Origin of the sequence: Stenotrophomonas sp. SORGH_AS_0321 (genome assembly GCF_031453215.1) — a bacterium.
In the GTDB taxonomy this organism is placed as follows: domain Bacteria; phylum Pseudomonadota; class Gammaproteobacteria; order Xanthomonadales; family Xanthomonadaceae; genus Stenotrophomonas; species Stenotrophomonas chelatiphaga.
Window position 1 is genome coordinate 2,300,676 of the sequence record NZ_JAVIZG010000001.1, and the last position, 23,661, is coordinate 2,324,336.

Here is a 23,661-nt window from a genome sequence, read left to right on the forward strand (position 1 = left end):
AGTGACGGCCGCTGGCCGTCCGCTCCTGCTCCGGTGGGTGACGACCGTCGGTCGTCACGCTTCCGCTCCTGCCCCTGCCGCTGCGCTCGCCGAGCACGGCTCGGCGCTACCAACGCCGCCCTCATGCATCCACGTCTCGACAACCTCCGAACACCCTGTTAACTTTCGCCGCCTCTGCGCGGTTTACAGGATTCGTCCCCAGCCGCGACCCTACTCCGCTGCTGGCTCTACTGCTCATGACTTCTGCTCTCCCGCGCACCTGCGTGCTCACCGTTGCCGTGCTGACCGCCCTCGCTGCCCTGCCCGCCCGTGCGGAAACGGCTGCCCAGCCCACTACCCTGGACCGCGTCGAGGTCACCGCCGCCGAGACCACCGATGCCGCGCGCAAGGCGCTGGCCCGCATGCCCGGCGCGGGCAACGTGATCGACCTGGCCAAGGTCGCGCAGGGCCGCGTCGGCGGCACCGCCGATGTGCTGGCCTACCAGCCGGGCATCAGTGCGCAGTCCCCCGGCAACGAAGGCACCAAGGTGTCCATCCGCGGTTCGGGCATCAACCGCGGCCCGGGCGCGCATGCCTCCGGTATCGCGGTGTCGCTGGATGGACTGCCGCTGACCGCGGCCGGCGGCACCCCGTACGAGCTGCTGGAACCGTTGTGGCTGTCGCGCGTGGACGTGCTGCGCGGCGCCAACGGCTTCGAGCGCGGCGCGCTGGCGCTGGGGGGTGCGATCAACTACGTCAGCCGCAGCGGCCGCGATGCACCGGGCCTGGAACTGCACTACGAAGCCGGCAGCCGCGGCTACCAGAAGCGCAGCCTCGGCTATGGCGGCGTGCAGGATGCGGTGGATTACTACTTCGCCTACACCGACACCGAATTCGACGGTTACCAGAGACATGCGAGCGGCGATGGCAAGGGCGCAATGGCCAACATCGGCTGGCAGATCAACCCGGACCTGCAGACGCGCTTGTTCCTGCGTTACCGCGAAACCAACCACCAAACACCCGGGCGGCTGACCCGCGCGCAGATCCGTAACGACCCGCGCGCGGCCAACCCGGCCAACCTGGCCATCGACGCGAAGCGGCCGCAGCCGGGCAGCACCTGGATCGGCAACATGACCACGCTGCAGTTGGACGAAGATTCCTCGCTGCAGGCCGGGCTGGTGTACCACAAGTACCCGATGGACTTGAACGAAAGCCTGTACCGGCAGCAGCTGGACTACGCCAACCTCAATGCCACGCTGGACTACCGCCGCCGGCACACCCTGTTCGGCCATGACAGCGTGACCACGCTCGGCCTGCGCGTCACCCACGACCTGGATGCCGACGTACGCGAGACGCTGCGCTTGGCCAGCAACGGCTATCCGGCCGGTACCCACACCCGTGACTTTTCCCACCACGGCACCGACAGCACGCTGCACGTGAGCAACGAACTGCAGCTGAGCGATGCGCTGCGCGTGCAGACCGGGCTGGCGCTGGTGCAGACGCGGCGCACGGTGGAAGTCACCTGGCCGCGCACCGACGCGCGCTTGAACGAGCGCGACTGGGACTACGCGCCGCGGCTCGGCTTCACCTGGCAGGCCTCGCCGGCCACGCAGTGGTTCGGCAACCTCAGCCGCTCGGTGGAGCCGGCCCATCCCTGGTCGATGATCTGGGGCTCCAACCAGTATTTCGCCGCCGGCAACGGTGCATCCAGCGGCCGCCAGCGCGCGCCGGTGGAGCTGGACAACCAGACCGCCACCACGCTGGAACTTGGCGCACGCGGCGAGGGACGCATCGGCCGCTGGGAGCTCACCGGCTACTACGCGCACGTCAACCATGAGCTGCTGAGCGTGGAAGTGGTGCCGGTGCCGAACCTGTTCATCGCCGAAAACAACGCCAGCCCCACCGTGCACCGGGGCATCGAAGCAGGGCTGGACAGCACGCTGTGGCAAGGAGGAACCGGGCGTCTGTCGCTGCGCCAGGCGTATACCTTCAGTGACTTCCGCTACCGCCATGACGACCGCTTCGGTGACAACCGCCTGCCGGGCCTGCCGGTGCACTTCTACCAGGCCGAACTGCGCTACGACCATGCATCGGGTGCGTATGCCGCGTTGAACACCGAATACGCTTCCAGGGTGTTCGTCGACTACGCCAACAGCGTGCGTGCCGACAGCCATCTGATCTTCGGCAGCCGCGTGGGCTTCGACGCGCCCAGTGGGCGCTGGCAGGGCTGGCTGGAGCTGCGCAACCTGGGCGACCGCCATTACGCCGCCACGGTGACGCCGGGCTACGACGATGGCGGGCGCGATGTGGCGCGCTCCACGCCGGGCGAACGCTTCGGCGTGTATGCCGGTGTGCGCCTGCGTTTCGAGTAAGACCCGGCAGCAGCGCGACCCGCCTTCACAGGGTGTTGGCGGGAATGTTGGCAAAAAAGGCGATCCTTGAACGTCCGCGCCTGCGATGTCCCCTGCCCTGACCGACGCGCTCGCCATCGACGCCATCCTCGACGACACCCGCGTAGGGGTGTGGCAGTTCGATACCGCCACCCGCCAGCTGCGTGCTTCGGAGACGGCCAGCGCACAACTGGCCGGCATCGGCGCGCAGGCACTGCGCAGTGCGTGGCGACGCATCCTGCGGCAGGAACAGGACCAGCCGGTCTTTGAAATCGAGCTTCCGTGGACCGATGGCATCAGCCGCCGCTGGCTGATGCTGCGCGGCCGCCATGATCGCGCGCTCGGGCAGGTGCACGGCATGTGCGTGGACATGACCCGCCGGGTGCGTGCCGAACAACTGGTCCGCGAGCAGGCGATCCTGTTGGATACCCTGGCCCGCGGTACGCCGCCGCGCGAATGCCTGCGGGTACTCACCGAGGCCATCGAGCGCCTGAAGCCCGGCCTGCGCAGTGCCTTCTTCGTCACCCCCGGCGATCGGCAGCGCCCTGGTTATGGCAGCAGCTGCAACGTGCACCCAGCGATCACCGCACTGCTGGAACATGCCGACGCGGCGCCGCAGGCAGCGCATCTGGAACTGCCCGGCGGGGGCGACGCTGCCACCGACACGGCGTGGCACGCGAACTGGCGGGACGCATGCATCGAGCACGGCAGCCCCGCCTGCAGGCCCATCGCGGTGGCTCGGCAGGACCAACCCGAACGTGCCTGGCTGCTGCTGTTCCTGTCCACGCCGCGCGCGCTCAGCGGCTGGGAACAGGAAGTGGCCAGCTTCGCTACCCGCATCGCCGCGCTGGTGCTGGACCGCGAAGACCAGCAGGTCGCCCTGCAGCAGGCCGCCGATGCGGTGGGCCGTGCGCTGCATGACACCGAGCGCGAGCGGCGCAGGCTGCAGGCGTTCCTGGACAGCTCGCCCGACCTGGCCTACGTGTTCAACCTGGACCATCGTTTCACCTACGCCAACCGCGCGTTGCTGCGCATGTGGGGCAAGACCGAAGAAGAGGCGCTGGGCCGCAACTGCCTGGAGCTGGGCTATCCGGACTGGCACGCGGCGATGCACAGCCGCGAGATCGAGCAGGTGATCGCCACGCGTCGGCCGATCCGCGGCGATGTTCCCTTCGAAGGTCCGTTGGGGCGGCGCATGTACGACTACATCTTCGTGCCGCAGCTAGGGTTGGATGGCGAGGTGGAGGCGATCATCGGCACCACGCGCGATGTCACCGAGCGCAGCGAACACGAAGACGAACGTGCCCGCAACGAATCGCTGCTGCGCATGCTGGTGGACGAGCTGCAGCACCGCACCCGCAACATCATGTCGGTGGTGCGTGCGATGGCCAGCCGTACACTGGCCACCAGCCGTGACATGGCCGATTTTTCCATCCGTTTCGATGCCCGGCTGGATGCGCTGGCACGCGCGCAGAGCCTGCTGTCGCGGCTGGGTGAACTGGATCGCGTGCAGTTCGACGTGCTGCTGCGTGCCGAGCTGTCCGCCCACGTGGATCCTTCCGCGCACGATGATCAGATCGTGCTGGAAGGACCGGCCGAGGTGCCGTTGCGTTCGGGCACGGTGCAGCCGCTGGCGATGGCCCTGCATGAGCTGGCCACCAATGCGGTCAAGTACGGGGCCCTGCGCCAGCAGGGCGGCCGCCTGCACGTGCGCTGGAACCTGGTGGATGCAGGGGCATCCGAAGCGGCCAGCCCGCGACTGCGCGTGGACTGGCAGGAGCATGGCGTGCGCGACCTGCCCGCCGACCCATCGAGCATCCGCGGTGGCGGCGCCGGCCGCGAGCTGATCGAACGCGCCCTGCCGTACCAGATCGGTGCGAAGGTGGACTACGGTTTCGCCGAAGACGGACTGCGTTGTTCGATCCTGCTGGCGGTGTCGGAGCAGGCGGTCGCGGTGGCCGACTGAGGCCTGCGCGCCTGGCCGCGACGCAGGCGGTCATCCAGCCGCAGCGCACCTGCCTGACGGCACCAGCGGGCGCCGTCGCTACAGGCCGTCCGCAGGGCGCTCAGGGTCAGCGCGGGGCGGTGCCACCGATGACCGCTGGGCCCGCCGCCAACCGAGTACGTGCCATGCGCACAGGTACGCTGCGAACAGTACCCCGGGGGCGACGAACAGGGCGAGAATCCAGCCGCGCGGCAGCATCCAGCAGGTGGCCATCAGCGTGCCGACCAGCGGCCATCGCCAGTGCAGCGGACGATTCTCCAGCCAGCGAAGGGTCAACACCCCCAGCATCGGCCAAGCTGCCAAGCTGGCCAGGACGGCACACAGCAACCAAAGGCTTTGCCACGACGGCGGCCACGCCAGCTCGGCCAGTTGCATGCCGAACAGCGTCGTCCCCATCGTGCTGTGCACGAACATGCCCGGCACGCAACTCAGCCAGACCAGCAGCGAAACCACGCCGCGTCCGCTCATGGCATGCTGCCGCACGCGATGAGCGCGATCGGGCCGGCGTCGGCGGGTCGTTCCTGGCGGAGGGTGATGGTCATGGCGCACACCGTAGCGGGCTTGCCAGGGCGCCTCAAGCCGGTCAGCGCAGGAACCCGGCGATGGCGAAGCCCAGCCCCACCAGACCGGCAGCCAGCAGCGGATAGGTCGCCCAGACCGGCGTCCCCTGGCCATGGCTGAAGGCGACGAATGCCGCCCGCACACTGCGCCCGCTGAGCCACGGCACCACCATCAGCGCCAGCAACGGCAGCAGTGAGGCCAGACCGAAGGCCAGCAACAACGGCCGCGGATCATTCTGCGCAAAGCCGCCCAGCGGATACAGCGCCACCCCGGACACCAATCCGGCGAAGAACAGCGTATTGGCGATGCGTATTTCCGTGCGATGTCGACGCGACAACGCGCCGCGCGACCAGCCCTTGTAATGGCGGGGCAACCGCCGTGTCCACCAGGCCACCAGCATGCTGGCCAGCGCGCCGCCCAGGACCCCACTTTCCACCGCGCCCCACGCCTGCAAACCCAGCATGCCCGTCCCTTTGATGGATTGGATCAGCGGCCCAGTGCCGCCGCTACCGCGGCTTCGGCCAAGGGGGCCATCTTTGCATAGCCCGCCGGCGTGGGATGCACGCCATCATCGGCCAGCGCCTTGTCCAGTCCGCCGTCCGCATTGCCCAGCGCTGCGTGGTAATCCAGGTACACCAGCCGCTGCTGGTCCGCGTAGCGCTTCAGTGCGGCATTCAGCGCGCGCACGCTGGCCGCCGGCTGCAGGCCGGGACGCCACGGGTAGGCACTGACCGGCAGCACCGAAGACAGCACCACCTTGATGCCGTGCGCCTGCGCCAGTTCAACCATCGAATGCAGGTTGTCTTCGATCATCGCCTGGCTGGCTGGGCCGGTGTTGCCGGCGATGTCGTTGGTGCCGGCCAGGATCACCACCAGCGCAGGACGCAGCGCGATGACGTCCTGGCGGAAGCGCAGCAGCATCTGCGCGGTGGTCTGGCCGGAGATACCGCGGTTGAGGTAGCCCTTGCCCGCGAAGAAGGTCTCACTGCCGGTACGGCCCCAGCCTTCGGTGATGGAATCCCCGTAGAACACCACCCGCGCTTCACCCTCAAGTGGCGGCGGCAACGCGGCGTTCTGGCCGCGGTAGTACGCCAGCTGCGGCCAGTCCGACAGGCGCTGCTGCAGCGCGCGCACCTGCTGCGGTTGCAGCGATTCCGGCGCGGCGGTGAACAGCGGATCGGTCGCGGCGGGCTGCGCATGGACCATACCCAACTGCGTTGCTGCGGCAAGGAGGATGGAGAGGCGGCGGAACAGCTTGCTCATCAGGCATCACGGAAAGCGGTGGTACAGCGAAGGTAGCACCCGGCCCATTACTAATTACATAGTTGACACGCCGTGGCGCGGCGGAGCACGATGCACCCATCAACTAATTCAATAGTAGAAGCGCCCATGGCCCGTCCTGTTTCGTCCACGCTGACCGATTCCGAACGCCGCATCCTGGAGGTGCTGTGGAAGAAGAAGGAGGCCTCGGTGCGCGAGGTCGCCGATGAGCTGTCGCGCAGCAAGCCAGTGGCGTACACGACGGTACTGACGATGTTCAAGGTGCTGGACAAGAAGGGCCTGGTGCATCACCGAAGCGAAGGACGCGCTTTCATCTACAGCGCAGCCATCAGCCGCGGTGAAGCCCGCCGCCAGGCACTGGAAAATCTCCTGCGCAGCTTCTTCAATGATTCGCCCACCGTGCTGGCGCAGCACCTGATCGAAGAGCACGACATGGATGCCGATGAACTGGCCGCGCTGCAGAAGCGCGTCGACGATGCCCCCACTGGAAGGAAAGCGAAATGAGCCTGGAATGGGTCCCAACCCTGCTGATGATGGGTGCGCAGCACCTGTGGCAGAGCGCCCTGCTGATGGGCGTGGTGGTGGTGCTGCTGCGCCGCAGCCGGCTGAGTGCGGAAACCCGCTCGTGGGTGTTGCTGGCCGCGTTCGTGCTGGCCGCCGCCTCGCCGTTGCTGGTACTGCTGCCGGGTGCGCCGGCGGCGAGTGAAACGCAGGGGATTGCGGTCGCCACCGCACCTGCGTTCACCACGACGGCGGCGGTGTCGCCGGTGGCAACCGATGCCGCAGCGCCTGCCCCTCGGCTGCCTGCGATCAGCGCGATGCTGCTGCCGCTGCTGGCACTGGCCTGGTTGACCGGCACCCTCGTCCACCTGCTGCGCCTGGCGCAGGCATGGCAGCAGGCACGCCGCCTGCATCGCACTGCCACGCTGTCGCCGGCGCTGGAATCGGCGCTGCGCTGGAGCCTGCCCCCCGGTGCGCGGATTGCCCTGTCGACCACTGCGCCCGGCCCGATGGTGGTGGGTCTATGGACCCCGCGCATCCTGATCCCGCCGCACCTGGTGGACGCACTGTCCGCATCCGCACTGCGCGACCTGCTGTTGCATGAAGCCGCGCATATCCACCGCCGCGACCTGTGGGTGGCAGCCGCGCAGCACGCGGTGCTGGCGCTGTACTGGTGGAATCCGCTGATGAAGCGGCTGGGAATCGAGCTGGAACGGGCGCGCGAGATGGCCTGTGATGCACGTGCGGCGCGTCAGTCCGGCGGCGGCCAGCAGTACGCTTCGTCGCTGTTGAAGGCGGTGGCCGGCCTGATGCCGCGCCCGGCGGCACAGGGGCCGCTGGCGGTGGGCATGTCCGGCCAGCGCGGCGGCCTGGCCGAGCGCGTTGACGGCCTGCTGGCCATCGATACGCAGCGCGTTGCCCCGGCCCGGCGCATGGCCTGGACCACACTGTGCGTAGCCGGGCTGCTGGCGTGCGCCGGCCTCAGCGTTGCCGCCACGCCGCGGCTCGGTGCGCCGCTGGCCTCCACGCCGCGCGATGCAGGCGGACGCGCTGCCGCTGTGTACACCTCCGCGCAGGTAGAGCGGCTGATCGCCGCCGCAGCGGCGGGTGACAGCGCCGAAGTACAGCGGCTGGTCACCGCCGGCGTGCCGGTCGATGCACGCCAGCGCGGCGACGGCACCGCGCTGATCGCCGCGTCACGCAGTGGCCAGCTGGCGATGGTCGATCAGTTGCTTGCGCTGGGCGCGCGTGCCGACCTGCCCTCCGTTGACGATGGCAATCCGATGATCGTCGCTGCCGGCCGTGGTCACTTGCCGGTGGTGCAGCGACTGGTGGCTGCCGGTGCCGACGTCAACCGGATCGTACCCGGTGACGAAACACCGCTGATCAATGCCGCACGCTCCGGCGATCTGGCCACGCTGGCCTATCTGGTCGAACACGGCGCGGACGTGAACCTTGGCGTGGTCGCTGACCTGGGCCAGTGGCGTTCACCATTGAACCAGGCGCGCAGCGCTGACATCCGCAGCTACCTGCAACAACGCGGGGCCGTCGCCGAGCGGCGCTGAATCCCGCACGGGCCTGCTCGTGGCAGGCCCGTCATTCCCCGCTCGCGCCTGCGCATGGCAGGCCCGTGGTCCCCCGCTTCCCGCTTGAACGTGCCCTGCCGGCGCGTGCCTTGCCCTGCCTGACGTTCCCCTCTCCCACACCGGACCACCCGAGGCCCCACATGGATTTCCTGACCGCTTCATCCGTGCGCCATGCGCTGGCCATAGGCCTGCTGCTGGCCCTGCCCGTGCTGGCACTGGCCGGCGAGGACGCTGCCATCCGCAGCGCGCTGCAGAGCGGCCTGCGCCCGACCCTGCTGCCGGAAGCTGCGCCGCTGCCGCACTGGTCGCTGCAGCAGCGCATGGCCCACCACCACGTGCCGGGCGTGGCGATCGCCGTGCTGCGCGATGGCAAGGTGGTACACAGCGCCGGCTACGGCACGCGCCAGGCCGGCGCCACGCTGCCGGTGGACGGCGACACGCTGTTTTCGGTCGGTTCGGTCAGCAAGGTGGTGACCGCCGCGACCACCCTGCGGCTGGTGGCCGATGGCCGGCTGGCGCTTGACCGCGACGTCAACCCGCTGCTGGCCGGCTGGAAAATCCCTGCCACGCCCGAGGTTCCCGCCCCGCAAGTCACCCTGCGCATGCTGATGTCGCATACCTCCGGACTGGGCGTGCACGGGTTTGCCGATTACCTGCCCGACGAGCCCCTGCCCACCCTGCTGCAGACACTGGACGGCGTGGCGCCGGCGAAGAACCGTCCGGTGCGCCTGCTGCATGCGCCGGGTGAGCGCGGCAATTACTCCGGTGGCGGCGTGATGGTGGAGCAACTGGTGCTGGAGCAGGCCAGCGGAAAGCCGCTGGAGGCGCTCGCACGTACCGAGGTATTCGCCCCGCTGCACATGCAGCGCAGCACCTATGCCACGCCTGCCGCCGGCACGCCCAACATCGCCAAGGCCCACGATGGCGAAGGCGCCGCCACGGCGCTGCCGCGTGGCTGGCAGAGCTTCCCGGAACAGGCGGCTTCGGGGTTGTGGACCAGCGCCAATGACCTTTCCGCCTTCGTTGCCGCGCTGCTGGACAGCTATCACGGGCGTGGCGCGTTCCTGCCACGCGCCATCGCCACCGACATGATGACCGAGGTCTCGCCGAGCTGGCATGGGTTGGGGCCGCGGCTGGACGGCGCGGGGAGCACGCGCATCTTCCACCACGGCGGTTCCAACGACAGCTACCGCGCGTGGATCGAGGGCTATCTGGAAACCGGCGACGGACTGGTGATCCTGACCAATGGCGAGAACGGTGCGGCACTGGCGGCCGAGATCCGCAACGCGCTGTCCGATGCGATCGGTGTCGGGGTCAACCCGCTGCAGCGCACGCTGGCGCTGGACCTGGGCGCACCGGGCCATGCCGACTACACCGGCATCTTCGCTCAGGACAGCGGCGTGCCGATGGACCAGCGCCGCGCCCTGGCCGACTTCTTCGATGTACCGGCGCTGCAGGTCAGGATCGTCGACGGCGTGCTGCGGGTGGGCGTTGCCGGCCAGCCGCGCGATGGCGCGATGCTGGCGCTGGCCCCGAACCGTTTCGTGTCGCCGGATATCGACGGGCTGCAGATCGAGTTCCACCGCGATGCCTTCGGCAAGGTCAACGCCTTCAGCGTCGAACACGGCCCGGCTCGGGCGTATTACCGCCGCCGCTGAGGGTCGCGACCGCCCCGCCTTCACGCCATGGCGCGCCGCCACTGCCGATAGTGGCGGCATTCTTTCCAACTGCGCCCCGCCATGTCCCTGATTCCCAAGCGCCTGCAGCGTTTGCAGCGCTGGCCGCGCCCGGTGCGCATCCTGCTTGCGGTAGTGCTGGCGCTGTACCTGCTGTACCTGGTCGCCGGCAACGTGTTCCTCAACACGCCGTTGTTCGACATGGTGACCAACCGCAAGCCGGAGAAATTCCAGCTGCGCAACGGGCCGGCGCTGACCCTGGTGCCGGGCCATGCGGTGCTGTGGAACGTGCATGTGCGCGGGCAGGCCAACCGCACCGTGTATATCTTCAGTGCCGAACGGGCCAGTGCGTTCATTTCGTTGCCGGCGCTGCTGCGCCGCGAGATCCACATCCCGCGCGTGGATGCAGCCGGCGTACGCGCGGTGATCACCCGCGTGGACAAGGTGATCCCGCCGCCGCCACGTGGCGACCGTGGCTGGACGGTGCGGATGGATGCGATCCACAGCGACAGCATCCGCAGCGGTCAGTTCGGCAAGCTGCTGATCTCCGGCAAGGCCAGCGCCACGGTGGGCTTCCTGAAGCAGATGAAGGGCGGCCCGTCCGAACTGTTCGATTCCAACGCCACCTTCGATGATGCGCGGATCAGCTGGGATGGTACGACGCTGCTGGACCAGGCCCATATCCAGGCGCGGGCCAGCTTCCCGCGCCACTACCGCGACGATGCGCCAGGCCTGCGCAAGCTCGGCATCCTGACCGCCGAGCTGGCCATCGACGGCCGCAGCCAGGCCGTGCGCATCGACACCGCCGGGGCCCATGCCACGGTCGGCACGGTGCCCTCCACCGCCCGCCTGCAGGGCCAGCTGGCGATGGACCATGGCACGCTGCGGCCTGGCGGGCACGTGGTGTGGCGCCTGCCGGTGCACGCCGGTGAGCACGCCAAGGATCGCGGCCTGCTGGCGCTGCAGCTGGACGTGGCCGATGACATCCGGCTGCAGGCGCGGCTGCCGCGCGATGAAGCCAGCGGCAGTGAACTGGATGCCGACCTGCACATCGCCGGGCGCGAGATCCCGTTCCACGCGATGTCCGAGCTGCTGCCGCGCACGTCCGGGCAATTGAAGGCGGCATGGACGTTCGATTCGCTGAACTGGATATCCGACCTGATCGTGCGCAAACCGTGGTTCCGGCTGGATGGCGGCGGGCTGCTGCGGGCCGACGTGACGCTGGCCGATGGCCGGCTGGCACCGGGCAGCACCGCGGAGATTCCCAACGTGGCTGCCATCGCCGAGGTAGCCGGGGTACGGATGCAGGGCGATGCCCGTGCGCAGGGGCGGATCGTCGAAGGCCGCACGCCGCAGGTGCACGTGCAGGTGGACGTGGACCAGTTCCGCGCCGCACCGTCCGATGCGCCTTCGCAGGTGCTGTTCGACGGTCGTGCGCTGGCGCTGGAACTCAGTGGCGACGCCCGCCTGCAGGAACTGAAGGAAGGCGTGCGGGCGCGGCTGCGTTTCAACAACGCGCAGGTGCCTGACCTGACCCGCTACAACCGCTACCTGGGCAACGAACAGGTGAAGCTGCTGGGCGGCACCGGGCTGATCAGCGGGGACGTGGAACTGGATGCCACCGGCCGGATCGGCACCGGCCGGGCCGACCTGAGCGGCCAGAATGCGCGCATGCAGGTGGCGGGCGTGGCGATGCGCGGCAACGCACTGCTGAAGGCCCGCGTAAGGCGCGCCGATTTCAGCCAGAAGCAATTCGACTTGGGTGGCACCACGGTGCGGCTGCAGGAAGTGCGCATCGCCGATTCAAAGGACGCCGGCTGGTGGGGCGAGGTCGCGGTTCGCAGCGGGCACCTGGCCGCCGCGCCGCCGCTGAGCGCCGATGCGGTGGCCGACATCACCCTGCGTGACGCCGGGCCGTTGCTGGATGCCTTCGGTGAGCGCAGCAGCTACCCGCGCTGGGTGCTGGGGCTGGTCGACTCCGGGCAGGTGCAGGCCAGCGGACAACTGCGGCTGCGGCATGGCCAGCTGGTGGTGGATGACCTGCAGGCAGAGAACGAACGACTGTCGCTGCGCGGCCGGCTTGACCTGGGCAAGGCCGGCCGGCGCGGCGACATGTACCTGCGCTGGGGTGTGCTGGGTGCGGGCGTGGAACTCAATGGCGAGCAGCGCAAGTGGCACCTGGCCGGTGCGCGCGAGTGGTACGAACAGCGTCCGCGCTACCTGCCTGCGAAATGACCCACCGCGTCGGATGACTCAGCGGTGCCGTGATTCCAGCAGCGTGCGCACGTCCTGCAGGCCCAGGCCGCGCGCGCGCAGCAGCACCAACAGGTGGAACACCAGGTCCGAGGCTTCGCCCAGCAGCTCGTCATCGCCCTGCACCACCGCTGCCAGCGCGGTCTCCACGCCTTCCTCGCCGACCTTCTGGGCGATACGACGGATGCCACCGTCGAACAGCGAAGTGGTGTAGCTGCCGGCCGGCCGCTGCGCCTCGCGCGTGGCCACCAGCTGGTCGAGCTGGCCGATGAAATCCTTCGGCGCCTGCGGGAAGCAGCTGTCCGCCCCGGTGTGGCAGGTGGGGCCGGCCGGGCGTGCCCGCACCAGCAGCGTATCGGCATCGCAGTCCACCGCGATCGACTGCACCGCCAGCACGTTGCCGGACTGCTCGCCCTTGGTCCACAGGCGCTGCTTGCTGCGGCTGAAGAAGGTCATGTGGCCGGTCTGCAGCGTGACCTGCAGCGACTCCGCACTCACATAGCCCAGCATCAGCACCTGCAGGCTGTCGGCATCCTGCAGCACGGCCGGCAGCAGGCCATCGCCCTTGCTCCAGTCCAGGCGTTCCAGCGCCGGCAGTCCCGGCAGTACTTCAATAGACATCCCGCACCTCGATCTGTTGCTCGCGCAGATAGCGCTTCAATTCTGGAATGGCGATGGCCCCGCTGTGGAACACGCTGGCCGCCAGTGCGCCATCGACATCGGCCTGGTCGAACACCTGGGCGAAGTGTTCGCGGCTGCCGGCGCCGCCGGAGGCAATCAAGGGCACGTGGCAGGCCGCGCGCGCATGCCGCAGCTGCTCCACGTCGTAACCGCGGCGCACACCGTCGCTGTCCATGCAGTTCAGCACGATCTCGCCGGCGCCGCGCTGCTGCACCTCGCGCACCCAGTCCAGCGTGCGCACGGCCACGGCCTGGGTCTTGGAGGGATCACCGGTGAAGCGGCGCACGCGCCATTGCCCATCGGCTTCGCGTACCGAATCGATACCCACCACCACGCACTGCACGCCGAAGGCGTCGGCCAGTTCGGTGATCAGTTCCGGGCGACCCAGCGCGGGCGAGTTGATCGAGATCTTGTCGGCACCGGCGTGCAGCACGCGGCGTGCGGTTTCCACGTCACTGATGCCACCGGCCACGCAGAACGGGATGTCGATCAAGCGCGCGATGCGCTCGATCCATTCCACGTCCACGCTGCGGCCATCCGGACTGGCGCCGATGTCATAGAACACCAGCTCATCGGCCCCCTGGTCGCGATAGCGCAGCGCCAGTTCGGCGATATCGCCCATGTCCACGTGGTCGCGGAAGCGCACGCCCTTGACCACGCGGCCATCGCGCACGTCCAGGCAGGGAATGATGCGGCGGCTCAACATGCCAGTGCCTCGGCCAGGTCCATGCGCTGCTCCAGCAGCGCCTTGCCAAGCACCGCGCCGCTGCAGCCGGCAGCGCGCGAAGCGGCCACGTCGGCCACGTCGCGGATGCCGCCGGAGGCCTGGATCGCCACGCCCGGCAGCAGTGCGGCCAGGTGCCGGTACAGATCCAGGTTGGGGCCGGCCAGCATGCCGTCGCGGGCGATGTCGGTGCACAGCAGGTGGCGCATGCCGGCCGCAGCGTAGCGCTGGGCCAGGACGTCCAGGGTGACGCCGGCATTTTCGGTCCAGCCGTGGATCGGCAGCTGCCACTGGCCGTCCTGGTCCTGGCGGGCGTCCAGTGCGATGGTGATGCGCTCCGGCCCGAATTCGGCCAGCCAGCCGATCACCGCATCCGGTTCGCGCACGGCCAGTGACCCGACCACCACCCGGCCGGCACCGGCCTGCAGGATGCGTTCGACGTCCTCGCGACCGCGCACGCCGCCACCGGTCTGCACGTGCAGTCCGGCCTGCTGGCGGATCTGCGCCAGCAGCGGCGCCAGCGTATAGCCGCCGGCACGGGCGGCATCCAGGTCGACCAGATGCATCCACTGTACGCCTTGGCGCGCAAACGCCTGCGCGCGCGGCAGCGGATCATCGCCGTAGCGGGTTTCCTGGGCGTAGTCGCCCTGGCGCAGGCGCACCACGCGGCCTTCGCGGATATCAAGGGCGGGATAGACGATGAAACTCATTCGGCGGTGTCCTGCAGGAAGTTGCGCAACAGCAAGGCTCCGGTGTCACCGGAGCGTTCGGGGTGGTACTGCGCACCGAAGTAGCGGCCATGTTCGACCACCGCGCTGAACAGCCCGCCATGGTCGCAGGCGGCCACGGTGTGCGCGTTCAACGGAGCAGCATAGCTGTGCACGAAATAAGCGCTGGCGCGTTCGGGGATGTCGCGCAGCAGCGGCGAGCCGCGCAGCGGCAGCAGGCGGTTCCAGCCCATGTGCGGCACGCGGATGCCGGTGGCCGGTACCAGCTTGCGCACCGTGCCGGGAATCAGTCCCAGCGTCGCCACGCCACCCCCTTCTTCGGAACGTTCAAACAGCAACTGCATGCCCAGGCAGATGCCGAGCAGCGGCACCTCCAGCTGGCGCAACGGCTCGAACAGGCCCTGCGCGTGCAGGCGCTGCATGGCCGGCACCGCCGCGCCGACGCCGGGCAGGATCACCCGCCGCGCGTCGCGCAGTCCGTCGGCATCGCGCACCAGCCTGACCTGCGCGCCCAGCCGCTCCAGCGCGTAGCGCACGGAACCGAGGTTGGCACCGCCGGCATCGATCAAGGCGACTTCGGTCACAGCGCCCCCTTGGTGCTGGGCAGCTCGGTGCCCTGCCGGGCCACGGCGGTGCGCAGCGCGCGCGCCAGCGCCTTGAAGCAGGCTTCCACCTTGTGGTGGTCGTTGTCGCCGCGCACCTGCAGGTTGAGGTTCAGGCCCGCGGCATCGCACAGCGAGCGGAAGAAATGCGGCACCAGTTCGGTGGGCAGGTCGCCGACGCGCTCGCGCTTGAACTCGCCATCGAACACGAAGTATGGCCGTCCGCTGAAATCCAGCGCCGCGCTGGCCAGTGTCTCGTCCATCGGCAGGGTGAAGCCGTAGCGGCCGATGCCGCGCTTGTCACCCAGCGCTTCACGCAGCGCCTGGCCCAGCGCCAGCCCGGTGTCTTCGATGGTGTGGTGCTCGTCGATGTGCAGGTCGCCTTCGGCCTGGATGCGCACCGAGATGCCGCCGTGCTTGCCGATCTGTTCCAGCATGTGGTCGAAGAACGGCAGGCCGGTATGGATCCGTGGCTCGGCCTGCGCGTCCAGGTCCAGTTCGACGCGGATGCGGGTTTCCCTGGTGTTGCGCTGTACCACCGCGGTGCGCGGCGCATCGGCCAGCGCGTGGGCGATGGCCGGCCAGTCCCAGTCGCCGCCGAACTCTTCGGTGCGCAGCTGGAAGCCGCGGATGTTGAGGTTCTGCGCGAACTGGATGTCGGTCAGGCGGTCGCCCACCATCGCCGAACGCGTCCAGTCGATGCTGCGGTCCTGCAGGTAGGCGGTCATCAGCCCGATGCCGGGCTTGCGCGTGGGCAGGTTCTCGTGCGGCCAGCTGGTGTCGATCAGCACGTCACGGAAGGTAATCCCCTGACTTTCGAACACGTGCATCATCAGCGCATGCGGCGCATCGAAGATCGCCTGCGGGTAGCTCTCGCTGCCCAGGCCATCCTGGTTGCTGACGATGACGAACTGCCAACCCGCGTCGCGCAGCTTGATCAATGCCGGAATGACATCACGCACGAAGCGCAGCTTTTCGTAGGCGTCGATCTGGTGATCGGCGGGCTCTTCGATCAGGGTGCCGTCGCGGTCGATGAACAGGATGGGGGTCATGCAGCGGCCCTCCAGGCCGAGAGCGCGGCAAGCACGCGTTGGTTTTCGTCGGTGCTGCCGATGCTGATGCGCAGCGCATCACCGAGTTGCGGCGCGGCGCGCTGGTCACGTACCACCACACCGGCGGCCAGCAGCGCATCGAACGCGCCCTGCGCGTCGTCGAACCGGACCAGCAGATAGTTGCCGGCCGAGGGGTACACCTGGCGCACGCCGTCCACGCCCGCCAGCGCCTTGAACAGTCGCGCGCGCTCGCGCATCACGTCTTCAATGCGGGCGCGGGTGGCGGCCAGCGCGGCCGGCTGCAGGGCCGCCACGGCCAGTTCGGCACACGGCTGCGGCACCGGATAGGGCGCCTGGCAGCGGCGCAGCGCGGCGATGATTTCCGGTGCGGCGATCAGGCTGCCCACGCGCGCGGCGGCCAGCGCATGCGCCTTGGACAGCGTACGCAGCACGGCAAGGTTCGGGTAGTGCGCCAGCAGCGCGGTGGCCGATGGCTGGTCGCTGTACTCGATGTAGGCCTCGTCCACCACCACCACGGCCTGGCCCTGCAGCGCCTGCGCGGTGCGGGCGATGTCGGCGGCGCTGATCTCGCTGCCGGCCGGGTTGGACGGCGAACACAGGAACACCAGGCGCGCGCCCTGCCCGCGTGCGGTGGCGATCACCGCATCGAGGTCGACCTGCAGGCCGGCAGGGCCGTCCACCAGCGGGACCTCCAGCAGCGGCGCACCCTGCAGCCGCGCGCACACCGCGTACATGCCGAACACCGGCGGCGTCGCCAGTACCGCATCCACGCCGGGGCGGCAGAACGCGCGCACCAGCAGGTCGATTGCTTCATCGCTGCCGCGCCCGACCAGCAGCTGTTGCGGGCTGACGCCGTACAACCCGGCCAAGGCCTGCAGCAACGCCGGCGGCTGCGGGTCCGGGTAGCGCCGGCTGCTGCCGCTGGCATCGGCCGGATTGGCCCATGCCGATTCGTTGGCGTTCAGCCACACATCGCCCTGCAGCGCCGTGCTGCGCGCCGAACTGTAGCCGGCAAAGGACTGCAGGTCCGGTCGCAGCAGCGCCATCACGTCCTGCACGCTCGCGCTCATGCCACCGCCTCCATGCGCAGCGCGACCGCACGTTCATGCGCATCCAGGCCTTCGGCGCTGGCCAGGATGCGCGCGCAACCGCCGATGGCGACGATGCCCTCGGCGCTGGCGCTCTGCACGCTGATGGTGTTCTGGAAGCTGGCCACGCTGACCCCGCTCCACGCCCGCGCCGCACCGGCGGTGGGCAGCACGTGGTTGGTGCCGCTGCAGTAGTCACCGAGCGCTTCGGGGGTGTAATCGCCAAGGAACACCGAACCGGCCGCCTGCACCTGGCCCAGCCAGGCACGCGGTTCGCGCAGCGCCAGGATCAGGTGTTCCGGTGCGTAGCGGTTGCTGATTTCAAAGGCATCCTGCAGGCGATCCACGAGGATCAGCCGGGACGCGCCCAGTGCCTGGCGTGCGATGGTTTCGCGCGGCAGCAGCGCCACCTGGCGCTCGACTTCGGCTTCCACCGCCTGCAGCAGCGCGGCATCGTCGGTCAGCAGCAGCACCTGCGAATCCGGGCCGTGCTCGGCCTGGGACAGCAGATCGGCGGCGACGAAGGCCGGATTGGCGCCGGCATCGGCGATCACCAGCACCTCGGACGGGCCGGCCGGCATGTCGATGGCCACGCTTCCGTCCTGCGCCACTTGTTGCTTGGCTTCGGTCACGAAGGAGTTGCCCGGGCCGAACAGCTTGTCGCAGGCCGGTACGCTGGCGGTGCCATGGGCCATCGCGGCGATGGCCTGCGCGCCGCCCAGCTTGAACACGCGCTGCACGCCGGTCAGGCGCGCGGCGACCAGCACGGCGGGGTCGGCGCTGCCATCGGCGCGCGGCGGCGTGCACAGCACCACCTGCGGGCAGCCCGCCAGCGCCGCCGGCACACCCAGCATCAGGGCGGTCGACGGCAGCGGTGCGCTGCCCGCGGGCACGTACAGGCCCACGCGGCCGATGGGCCGTATCATCCGCTCACAGTGCACGCCCGGCGCGGTTTCCACTGCGTAGCCCTGGCTCATGCCCGCTTCGTGGAAGCGCCGGATGCGCGCGGCGGCCTCTTCCATCGCCGCGCGCAGGTCAACGGCGACGGCCTGTTCGGCCGCCTCGAATTCGGCAGCGGTGACTTCGATATCGTCCAGCTGCACGCGATCAAAACGCGCGGTGATCTCGCGCAGGGCCGCATCGCCGTCGGCACGTACCTGCGCGATCAGCGCGGCCACGGCTTGGCGGGTCTGTGCGGCGACCGCCTGCACGGGGCGCTGCAAGGCCCCGGCGCGGTCCAGTTCATTGAGTTCCGACCAGTCAAGACGATTCATGCCAGCGACCGCTCCACGCTCAGTACCATCAGGCCCTGGGCGCCTGCGCGCTCCAGTTCTTCCATCCGCTGCCAGCTCAGTGGCCCCGGACACATCGTCTGCAGGCGCGGCGCGCCGTCGTCAGCAGGCAAACGCACCAGCGGTTCGGCGTCGGCCAGCAGCTTCTCCAGCGCGGCCACGTCGGCCGGCTCGGCGCGGAACATCAGCAGCTTGCGGTCCTGCACCTGCACCACGCCATCCAGGCGGCGCAGCAGCATCGCCAGCAGCGCACCGCGCGCATCGTCCGGGGCGATCACCGCACCGGCCAGCACGGCCTCGCTGTCGAGCAGGGTTTCAACCGGCTTGAGCTGGTTGGCGCGCAGCGTGCCGCCGCTGGAGACCAGGTCGCAGATGAGGTCGGCGGTGCCCAGGCGCGGGGCGATTTCCACCGAACCGGACAGTTCCACCACCTGCGCCTGGATGCCGCGTGCGTCCAGCCAGTCTTTCAGGATCGCCGGATAGCTGGTGGCGATGCGGGTGCCGGCCAACTGCTGCGGGCCCTGCCAGTCCCACTCTTCGGGCACCGCCAGCATCAGCCGGCACGCGCCGAACCCGAGCCCACGCAGTGCCTGGAAGGCCGGCTTCAGGCCGCGCTGCACGCGGGCGGCGCCCTGCTCGTCCAGTTCGTTGCGGCCAACGATGCCGAGGTCGCAGACGCCATCGGCGATCAAGCCGGGGATGTCATCGTCGCGCACCAGCAGCAGGTCCACCGGCAGCGATTCGCCATAGCAGAACAGCTTGTCGCGGCTCTCGCGCCAGCTCAGCCCGCAGGCACTGAGCAGGTTGCGGGCCGGCTCGGCCAGGCGGCCGTTTTTCTGGATGGCGATACGCAGCCGGTCACGTGCCGGGGCTGCTTGCGATGCACTCATGGGAAGGTCTCTTGGAATACGGGGTGGGAGCGGCGGGGGCGCTCCGGAAAGGGGGATCAGCGCGTGGCGAGGCGGGCAATGGCGGCGGCGTAGCCGCGATGGCCATGCTCCAGCGAACGCGCCACGCGCCCGGTGGTTGTCACGCTGACCCCGGTGCGCTCGTGGATCTCGCGATACGGCACGCCCTGCTGCAGCAGCGGGACCACCTTCCAGCGATCGGCAATGGCTTCCAGTTCGGCCGGGGTGCACAGGTCGCGCAGGAAGGCGGCCACTTCGGCCGGCTCGCGCAGGGCGGCAAAGGCCTCGGCCAGCGAGGCAAGGTCGGCCTGGGTGTCTTTCTGATCGGGGGCGGGACGGGCTTTCATCGGGTCGGAGCGGGTATCAATGTAATAGCGCGCTAGTACATTAACGCAAACACGACCTGACAGTCAAACCGGCGGGTGCCGGTCTGGAAGCGGTCTATTGGGGTTGGGCCGGGCGGTGGCGTGACAGCGGTAGCGCCGATCCATGATCGGCGTCATGCGTCAGGGCACGCGTTGAAAAGCCGCCGACCATCGGTCGGCGCTACCGGCGGCTTGCGTGGCGTTTCACGCCATCGCGCGGGCCTGCTCCAGTTCCACCTGCAGGGTGCTGGCCAGCTCCTCGCGGGAGACTTCGAACTGCTGTTCGCGCAGCAGGTCCTTGACCGCCACCACGCCGCGCGCCAGTTCATCCTCGCCCGCCAGCACCACGAACCGGATGCCGGCCTTGGCGGCGTACTGGAACTGCTTGCCGATCTTCTTCGCTTCCATCTGCACTTCGGTGTTGATCCCGCCCACGCGCAGGCGGCGGGCGATATCCAGCGAATGCGGCATGCCCTGCTCATCCATCAGCGCCACCAGCGCATGCACGCTGCTGGCCTCGATGCCTTCGATCAGGCCGGCTTCGCGCAGCTGCCAGAACAGCCGCGTCAGCCCGATGGAGATGCCCACGCCGGGCAGCTTGGACTTGCTGTAGTGGCTGGCGAGGTCTTCGTAGCGGCCGCCCGAGCAGATCGAACCGATCTGCGGGTGGTCGGTCAGCAGGGTCTCGTAGACGGTGCCGGTGTAGTAATCCAGGCCACGGGCGATGGAGAAGTTCAGGCAGTACGCCTGCTCGGGCACGCCCAGCGCCTTGACCAGCTGCAGCACCTCGCGCAACTCGGCCACGCCGGTGCGCAGGGTCTCGCTGGCGGCCGCATCGGCTTCCAGCAGGGCAAGCTGCGCCAGCGCATCGTCATGGCCCTGCGAACGCACGGCGACGAAGGCCAGGATGCGCTCGACCTGCGCAGCCGGGATGTTGAAATCGGCGCCGACCAGGGTGTCGCGGACATAGTCCGCGCCGCGCTTGTCCAGCTTGTCCACCTCACGCAGCACGGCCAGCTGGCGCTCGCCTTCGGCCACGCCAAGCGTTTCAAAGAATCCGCGCAGCAGCTTGCGGTTGTTCAGCTGCACGGCGAAAGCACCGATGCGCAGTTCCGAGAACACCGCGTGGATCACCGCCAGCACTTCGGCGTCGTAGCGGATGCTCAGCGCATCCTTGCCGATCACATCGATATCGCACTGGTAGAACTCGCGGAAGCGGCCGCGCTGGGCGCGCTCGCCACGGTAGACGCGCTGCATCTGGTAGCGGCGGAACGGGAAGGTCAGCTCGTGCTCGTGTTCGGCCACGTAACGCGCCAGCGGCACGGTCAGGTCGAAGCGCAGCGCCAGTTCCGGGAGCGAGGTATCACCGGCCTGGGCGGCATTGGCCAGCGCACCGGTGGACTGCACGAAATACACCTGGCGCTCGGTTTCGCCGCCGGATTTGGTCAGCAGCACGTCGGACAGCTCGAACACCGGGGTTTCCACCGGCAGGAACCCGAACCGCTCGTAGTTGCGGCGGATGACGTCCAGCATGCGCTGGAACGCAATCTGCTCGCGCGGCAGCAGTTCCATGATGCCGGGCGGGGTACGGGGCTTGATCACGTGGGGCTCCTGCGAAAAACGGGGGGGAAGGGCAAGGACGGTTATTGTAGCGGCTGCACCGGCCGGCGCGCCTGCGCCAGGGCCAAGCGACCACATGCCGTATCATGGGCACTTCCCCCTGCTGCACGCGTCGCCCCCACGCCATGTCGCGTCCTGATCCCGCCCCTGCCGACACGCTGCGTACCGCCCCCGGCTGTACGACGCAGGACTGCCTGCACTGTTCGGTGCGCCACCTGGCGGTGTGTTCGGCGCTGTCGCCCGAAGAAGTACAGGCGCTGGAAGCGGTCACCGTGTCCCAGCAGGTGGCGATGGGCGCCACGCTGGCCCGCGCCGGTGAACCGCGCCAGCATGTCTATACCTTGACCCAGGGCGCCCTGCGGCTGGTGCGCACACTGTCCGATGGCCGCCGCCAGATCAACGGCTTCGTGCTGCCGGGCGATTACCTGGGGCTGAGCAGCAGCGACCATCATCGCCACGACGTGGAAGCCATCGCCGATAGCCGCGTCTGCCGGGTCTCGTTGGCGCATATGCGCGACCTGCGCAGCCGCTACCCGCACCTGGAACGCAAACTGCTGCAGCGCGCCTGCCAGGCGCTGGACGAGGCGCAGGATGCCGCGCTGTCACTGGCCCGCCTGCAGCCCACCGAGAAGGTCGCCGATTTCCTGCTGCGGCTGGCCGCGCGCGAGGCGCGGCTGGGCGGTGATCCGCTGCGGGTCAGCCTGCCGATGGGCCGCGGTGACATCGCCGACCATCTCGGACTGACCATGGAAACGGTCAGCCGCACCTTCACCCGCCTGCGCCAGCAGGCGTTGATCGCCCTGCCCCACCTGAACGTGGTGGAGCTGCTGGACGAGCCGGCGCTGCAGACGTTGGCCACCGGGTAAGGCGCTGCGCGCGCGGCGACGGCTGGCGTCAGCCGGACCCAGCCCGCGCTGCGCGCTCGCCGACCATGGGTCGGCGCTACCGCACTACGCTCAGGCTGGCGTCAGCCGGACCCAGCCCGCGCTGCGCGCTCGCCGACCATGGGTCGGCGCTACCGGCGTTCCGGGCTCGGCAAGCCGGCCTGCAGCACCGCACGGAACGCCGCATAGTCGGCCGCCAGCGGCTCGGCGTGTGCGGGCCTGCGCAGCAGCGCGTCCAGCGCCGGCGGCACCGCCACCGTTTCACCGATCAACGGTTCCACCACCGATTCGAACTTGGCCGGGTGCGCGGTGGCCACCACCGCCCAGTCACCCTTGCTTCCCCTGGCGCGCAGCGCGTTGAGCACCGTGACCGCGGTGGCGGTGTGCGGGCAGAACACTTCGCCGCTGCCGGCATGCGCGCTGGCGATGGTCGCGCGGATTGCCACGTCATCCACCGCCTCTGCGGTGAAGGCCTGGCGCAACGCCGCATCATCGCCGTTGAACAGCCAGCGCAGCCGCTCGAAGTTGCTCGGCGCGCCGACGTCCATGGCGTTGGCGGTGGTGGCCACGCTTTGCGCGGACTGGTAGTCAGCACCGGCGAAGTAGCGCGGCAGCACATCGTTGGCATTGGTGGCCAGGGCGATGCGCCCGATCGGCAGGCCGATGGCCCGCGCCAGGATCGCGGCCATCGCATTGCCGAGGTTGCCGGTGGGGATCACCAGGTTCAACGCCGCCCTGCCCGCCTGCTGGTGCTGGAGCGCGGCATGGGCGTAGTAACTCATCTGTGGCAGCAGCCGGCCCAGGCTGATGCTGTTGGCCGAACTGAGCGGCACCGCGGCCTGCAGCGCGGCATCGCCGAGCGCCTGCTTGACCAGCGCCTGGCAGTCATCGAACGAACCGGCAACGCGGAAGGCCTGGATGTTGTCGCCGAAGCAGCCCAGCTGGTGTACCTGCCTCGGCGACACCCGGCCATCGGGATACAGCACCACCACGCGCAGGCCCGGCTGGCGATGGAAGGCCGCCGCGACGGCGGCACCGGTATCGCCGGAGGTGGCCACCACGATCGTCAGCGGCGTCGACGCGCCGCTGCGCAGCCGCGCCAGGGTGGCGGCGAGGAAGCGCGCGCCGACATCCTTGAACGCGGCCGTGGGCCCGTGGAAGAGTTCCAGCACGTGGTCGCCGCGACGCGGCAAGGCACGCAGCGGCACCGGGAAATCGAAGGCTTCGGCGCAGATCGCCGGCAGCGCATCCGCCAGCGGGTCGCCGTCGAAGAACGGTGCCAGCACCTGCGCGGCGGTCTGCGCCAGGCTTGGGGTTGCGACCCATTGGCGCGGCGCGGGCAGCTGTTCCGGCACGTACAGGCCGCCATCGGGCGCCAGCCCGGCGGTGATCGCCGCACTGAGCGAAACGGTGGGAGACTGGCCGCGGGTAGAGACAAAGCGCATCGCACGTTCCTGTAGGGGG

General features: G+C 69.3%; 21 protein-coding genes. 7 read left to right on the forward strand and 14 right to left on the reverse strand.

Translation table 11 applies throughout. The features are described from left to right. Positions 1-236: 236 nt before the first annotated feature. Together QE373_RS10110 and QE373_RS10115 are read left to right on the forward strand one after the other, a co-directional pair. Complete coding sequence (locus QE373_RS10110; protein WP_309686007.1) at positions 237-2,351, forward strand: TonB-dependent receptor; 2,115 nt, start codon at positions 237-239, stop codon at positions 2,349-2,351. A gap of 85 nt (positions 2,352-2,436) precedes the next feature. Beyond that, positions 2,437-4,335, forward strand: a complete 1,899-nt coding sequence (locus QE373_RS10115; protein WP_309686009.1) for an HWE histidine kinase domain-containing protein — start codon at positions 2,437-2,439, stop codon at positions 4,333-4,335. Positions 4,336-4,413: 78 nt separating this feature from the next. Here the strand turns inward: QE373_RS10115 and QE373_RS10120 are convergent, their stop codons facing one another. From QE373_RS10120 to QE373_RS10130, 3 genes are all read right to left on the reverse strand, one after another. Continuing rightward, positions 4,414-4,842, reverse strand: coding sequence for a hypothetical protein (locus QE373_RS10120; RefSeq protein ID WP_309686011.1), 429 nt, complete (start codon positions 4,840-4,842; stop codon positions 4,414-4,416). A 115-nt stretch (positions 4,843-4,957) separates the two neighbouring features. After that, on the reverse strand, positions 4,958-5,398 hold the full coding sequence (locus QE373_RS10125) for a hypothetical protein (RefSeq protein WP_309686013.1): 441 nt from the start codon (positions 5,396-5,398) through the stop codon (positions 4,958-4,960). A gap of 23 nt (positions 5,399-5,421) precedes the next feature. Beyond that, on the reverse strand, positions 5,422-6,141 hold the full coding sequence (locus QE373_RS10130; RefSeq protein WP_309689697.1) for an SGNH/GDSL hydrolase family protein: 720 nt from the start codon (positions 6,139-6,141) through the stop codon (positions 5,422-5,424). A gap of 183 nt (positions 6,142-6,324) precedes the next feature. Here QE373_RS10130 and QE373_RS10135 point away from each other — a divergent pair, with 183 nt between their 5' ends. From QE373_RS10135 to QE373_RS10150, 4 genes are all read left to right on the forward strand, one after another. Next, on the forward strand, positions 6,325-6,720 hold the full coding sequence (locus QE373_RS10135) for a BlaI/MecI/CopY family transcriptional regulator (RefSeq protein WP_309686015.1): 396 nt from the start codon (positions 6,325-6,327) through the stop codon (positions 6,718-6,720). Beyond that, complete coding sequence (locus QE373_RS10140) at positions 6,717-8,282, forward strand: M56 family metallopeptidase (RefSeq protein WP_309686017.1); 1,566 nt, start codon at positions 6,717-6,719, stop codon at positions 8,280-8,282. Before QE373_RS10135 ends, QE373_RS10140 begins: the two co-directional genes overlap by 4 nt. Positions 8,283-8,443: 161 nt before the next feature. Further along, positions 8,444-9,961 (forward strand): serine hydrolase domain-containing protein, encoded by a 1,518-nt coding sequence (locus QE373_RS10145; protein ID WP_309686019.1) that lies wholly within the window; start codon positions 8,444-8,446, stop codon positions 9,959-9,961. An 81-nt stretch (positions 9,962-10,042) separates the two neighbouring features. After that, entirely contained in the window at positions 10,043-12,214 is a 2,172-nt protein-coding gene (locus QE373_RS10150; protein WP_309686021.1) for a hypothetical protein, read from the forward strand. 18 nt (positions 12,215-12,232) lie between these two features. Here the strand turns inward: QE373_RS10150 and hisIE are convergent, their stop codons facing one another. The 10 genes from hisIE to hisS form a co-directional block, all read right to left on the reverse strand. Further along, positions 12,233-12,853 (reverse strand): bifunctional phosphoribosyl-AMP cyclohydrolase/phosphoribosyl-ATP diphosphatase HisIE, encoded by a 621-nt coding sequence (gene hisIE, locus QE373_RS10155; RefSeq protein ID WP_057506754.1) that lies wholly within the window; start codon positions 12,851-12,853, stop codon positions 12,233-12,235. After that, complete coding sequence (gene hisF / locus QE373_RS10160) at positions 12,843-13,619, reverse strand: imidazole glycerol phosphate synthase subunit HisF (RefSeq protein WP_057506753.1); 777 nt, start codon at positions 13,617-13,619, stop codon at positions 12,843-12,845. The genes hisIE and hisF overlap by 11 nt, the downstream gene beginning before the upstream one ends. Beyond that, positions 13,613-14,347: a 1-(5-phosphoribosyl)-5-[(5-phosphoribosylamino)methylideneamino]imidazole-4-carboxamide isomerase gene (gene hisA, locus QE373_RS10165; RefSeq protein ID WP_309686026.1), complete on the reverse strand. Its 735-nt coding sequence runs from the start codon at positions 14,345-14,347 to the stop codon at positions 13,613-13,615. Before hisA ends, hisF begins: the two co-directional genes overlap by 7 nt. Beyond that, the gene (gene hisH, locus QE373_RS10170) at positions 14,344-14,949 is read right to left on the reverse strand and encodes an imidazole glycerol phosphate synthase subunit HisH (protein ID WP_057506751.1); all 606 of its coding nucleotides are present in this window, start codon (positions 14,947-14,949) and stop codon (positions 14,344-14,346) included. Before hisH ends, hisA begins: the two co-directional genes overlap by 4 nt. Next, positions 14,946-16,019, reverse strand: a complete 1,074-nt coding sequence (gene hisB, locus QE373_RS10175) for a bifunctional histidinol-phosphatase/imidazoleglycerol-phosphate dehydratase HisB (RefSeq protein ID WP_309686031.1) — start codon at positions 16,017-16,019, stop codon at positions 14,946-14,948. Before hisB ends, hisH begins: the two co-directional genes overlap by 4 nt. Then, positions 16,016-17,110 (reverse strand): histidinol-phosphate transaminase, encoded by a 1,095-nt coding sequence (hisC, locus tag QE373_RS10180; RefSeq protein ID WP_309686034.1) that lies wholly within the window; start codon positions 17,108-17,110, stop codon positions 16,016-16,018. The genes hisB and hisC overlap by 4 nt, the downstream gene beginning before the upstream one ends. After that, positions 17,107-18,402: a histidinol dehydrogenase gene (hisD, locus tag QE373_RS10185; protein WP_309686036.1), complete on the reverse strand. Its 1,296-nt coding sequence runs from the start codon at positions 18,400-18,402 to the stop codon at positions 17,107-17,109. Before hisD ends, hisC begins: the two co-directional genes overlap by 4 nt. Then, on the reverse strand, positions 18,399-19,310 hold the full coding sequence (gene hisG, locus QE373_RS10190) for an ATP phosphoribosyltransferase (protein ID WP_309686039.1): 912 nt from the start codon (positions 19,308-19,310) through the stop codon (positions 18,399-18,401). Before hisG ends, hisD begins: the two co-directional genes overlap by 4 nt. A gap of 56 nt (positions 19,311-19,366) precedes the next feature. After that, positions 19,367-19,675 (reverse strand): YerC/YecD family TrpR-related protein, encoded by a 309-nt coding sequence (locus tag QE373_RS10195; protein ID WP_309686042.1) that lies wholly within the window; start codon positions 19,673-19,675, stop codon positions 19,367-19,369. 222 nt (positions 19,676-19,897) lie between these two features. Next, positions 19,898-21,295 (reverse strand): histidine--tRNA ligase, encoded by a 1,398-nt coding sequence (gene hisS, locus QE373_RS10200; protein WP_057506745.1) that lies wholly within the window; start codon positions 21,293-21,295, stop codon positions 19,898-19,900. 143 nt (positions 21,296-21,438) lie between these two features. On the opposite strand from hisS, the gene QE373_RS10205 reads away from it, so the two are divergent. Next, complete coding sequence (locus tag QE373_RS10205) at positions 21,439-22,179, forward strand: helix-turn-helix domain-containing protein (protein ID WP_309686046.1); 741 nt, start codon at positions 21,439-21,441, stop codon at positions 22,177-22,179. Positions 22,180-22,328: 149 nt separating this feature from the next. Here QE373_RS10205 and thrC read toward each other — a convergent pair whose 3' ends face one another. Beyond that, positions 22,329-23,642 (reverse strand): threonine synthase, encoded by a 1,314-nt coding sequence (gene thrC, locus QE373_RS10210; RefSeq protein WP_309686049.1) that lies wholly within the window; start codon positions 23,640-23,642, stop codon positions 22,329-22,331. Between the last annotated feature and the right edge of the window lie 19 nt (positions 23,643-23,661).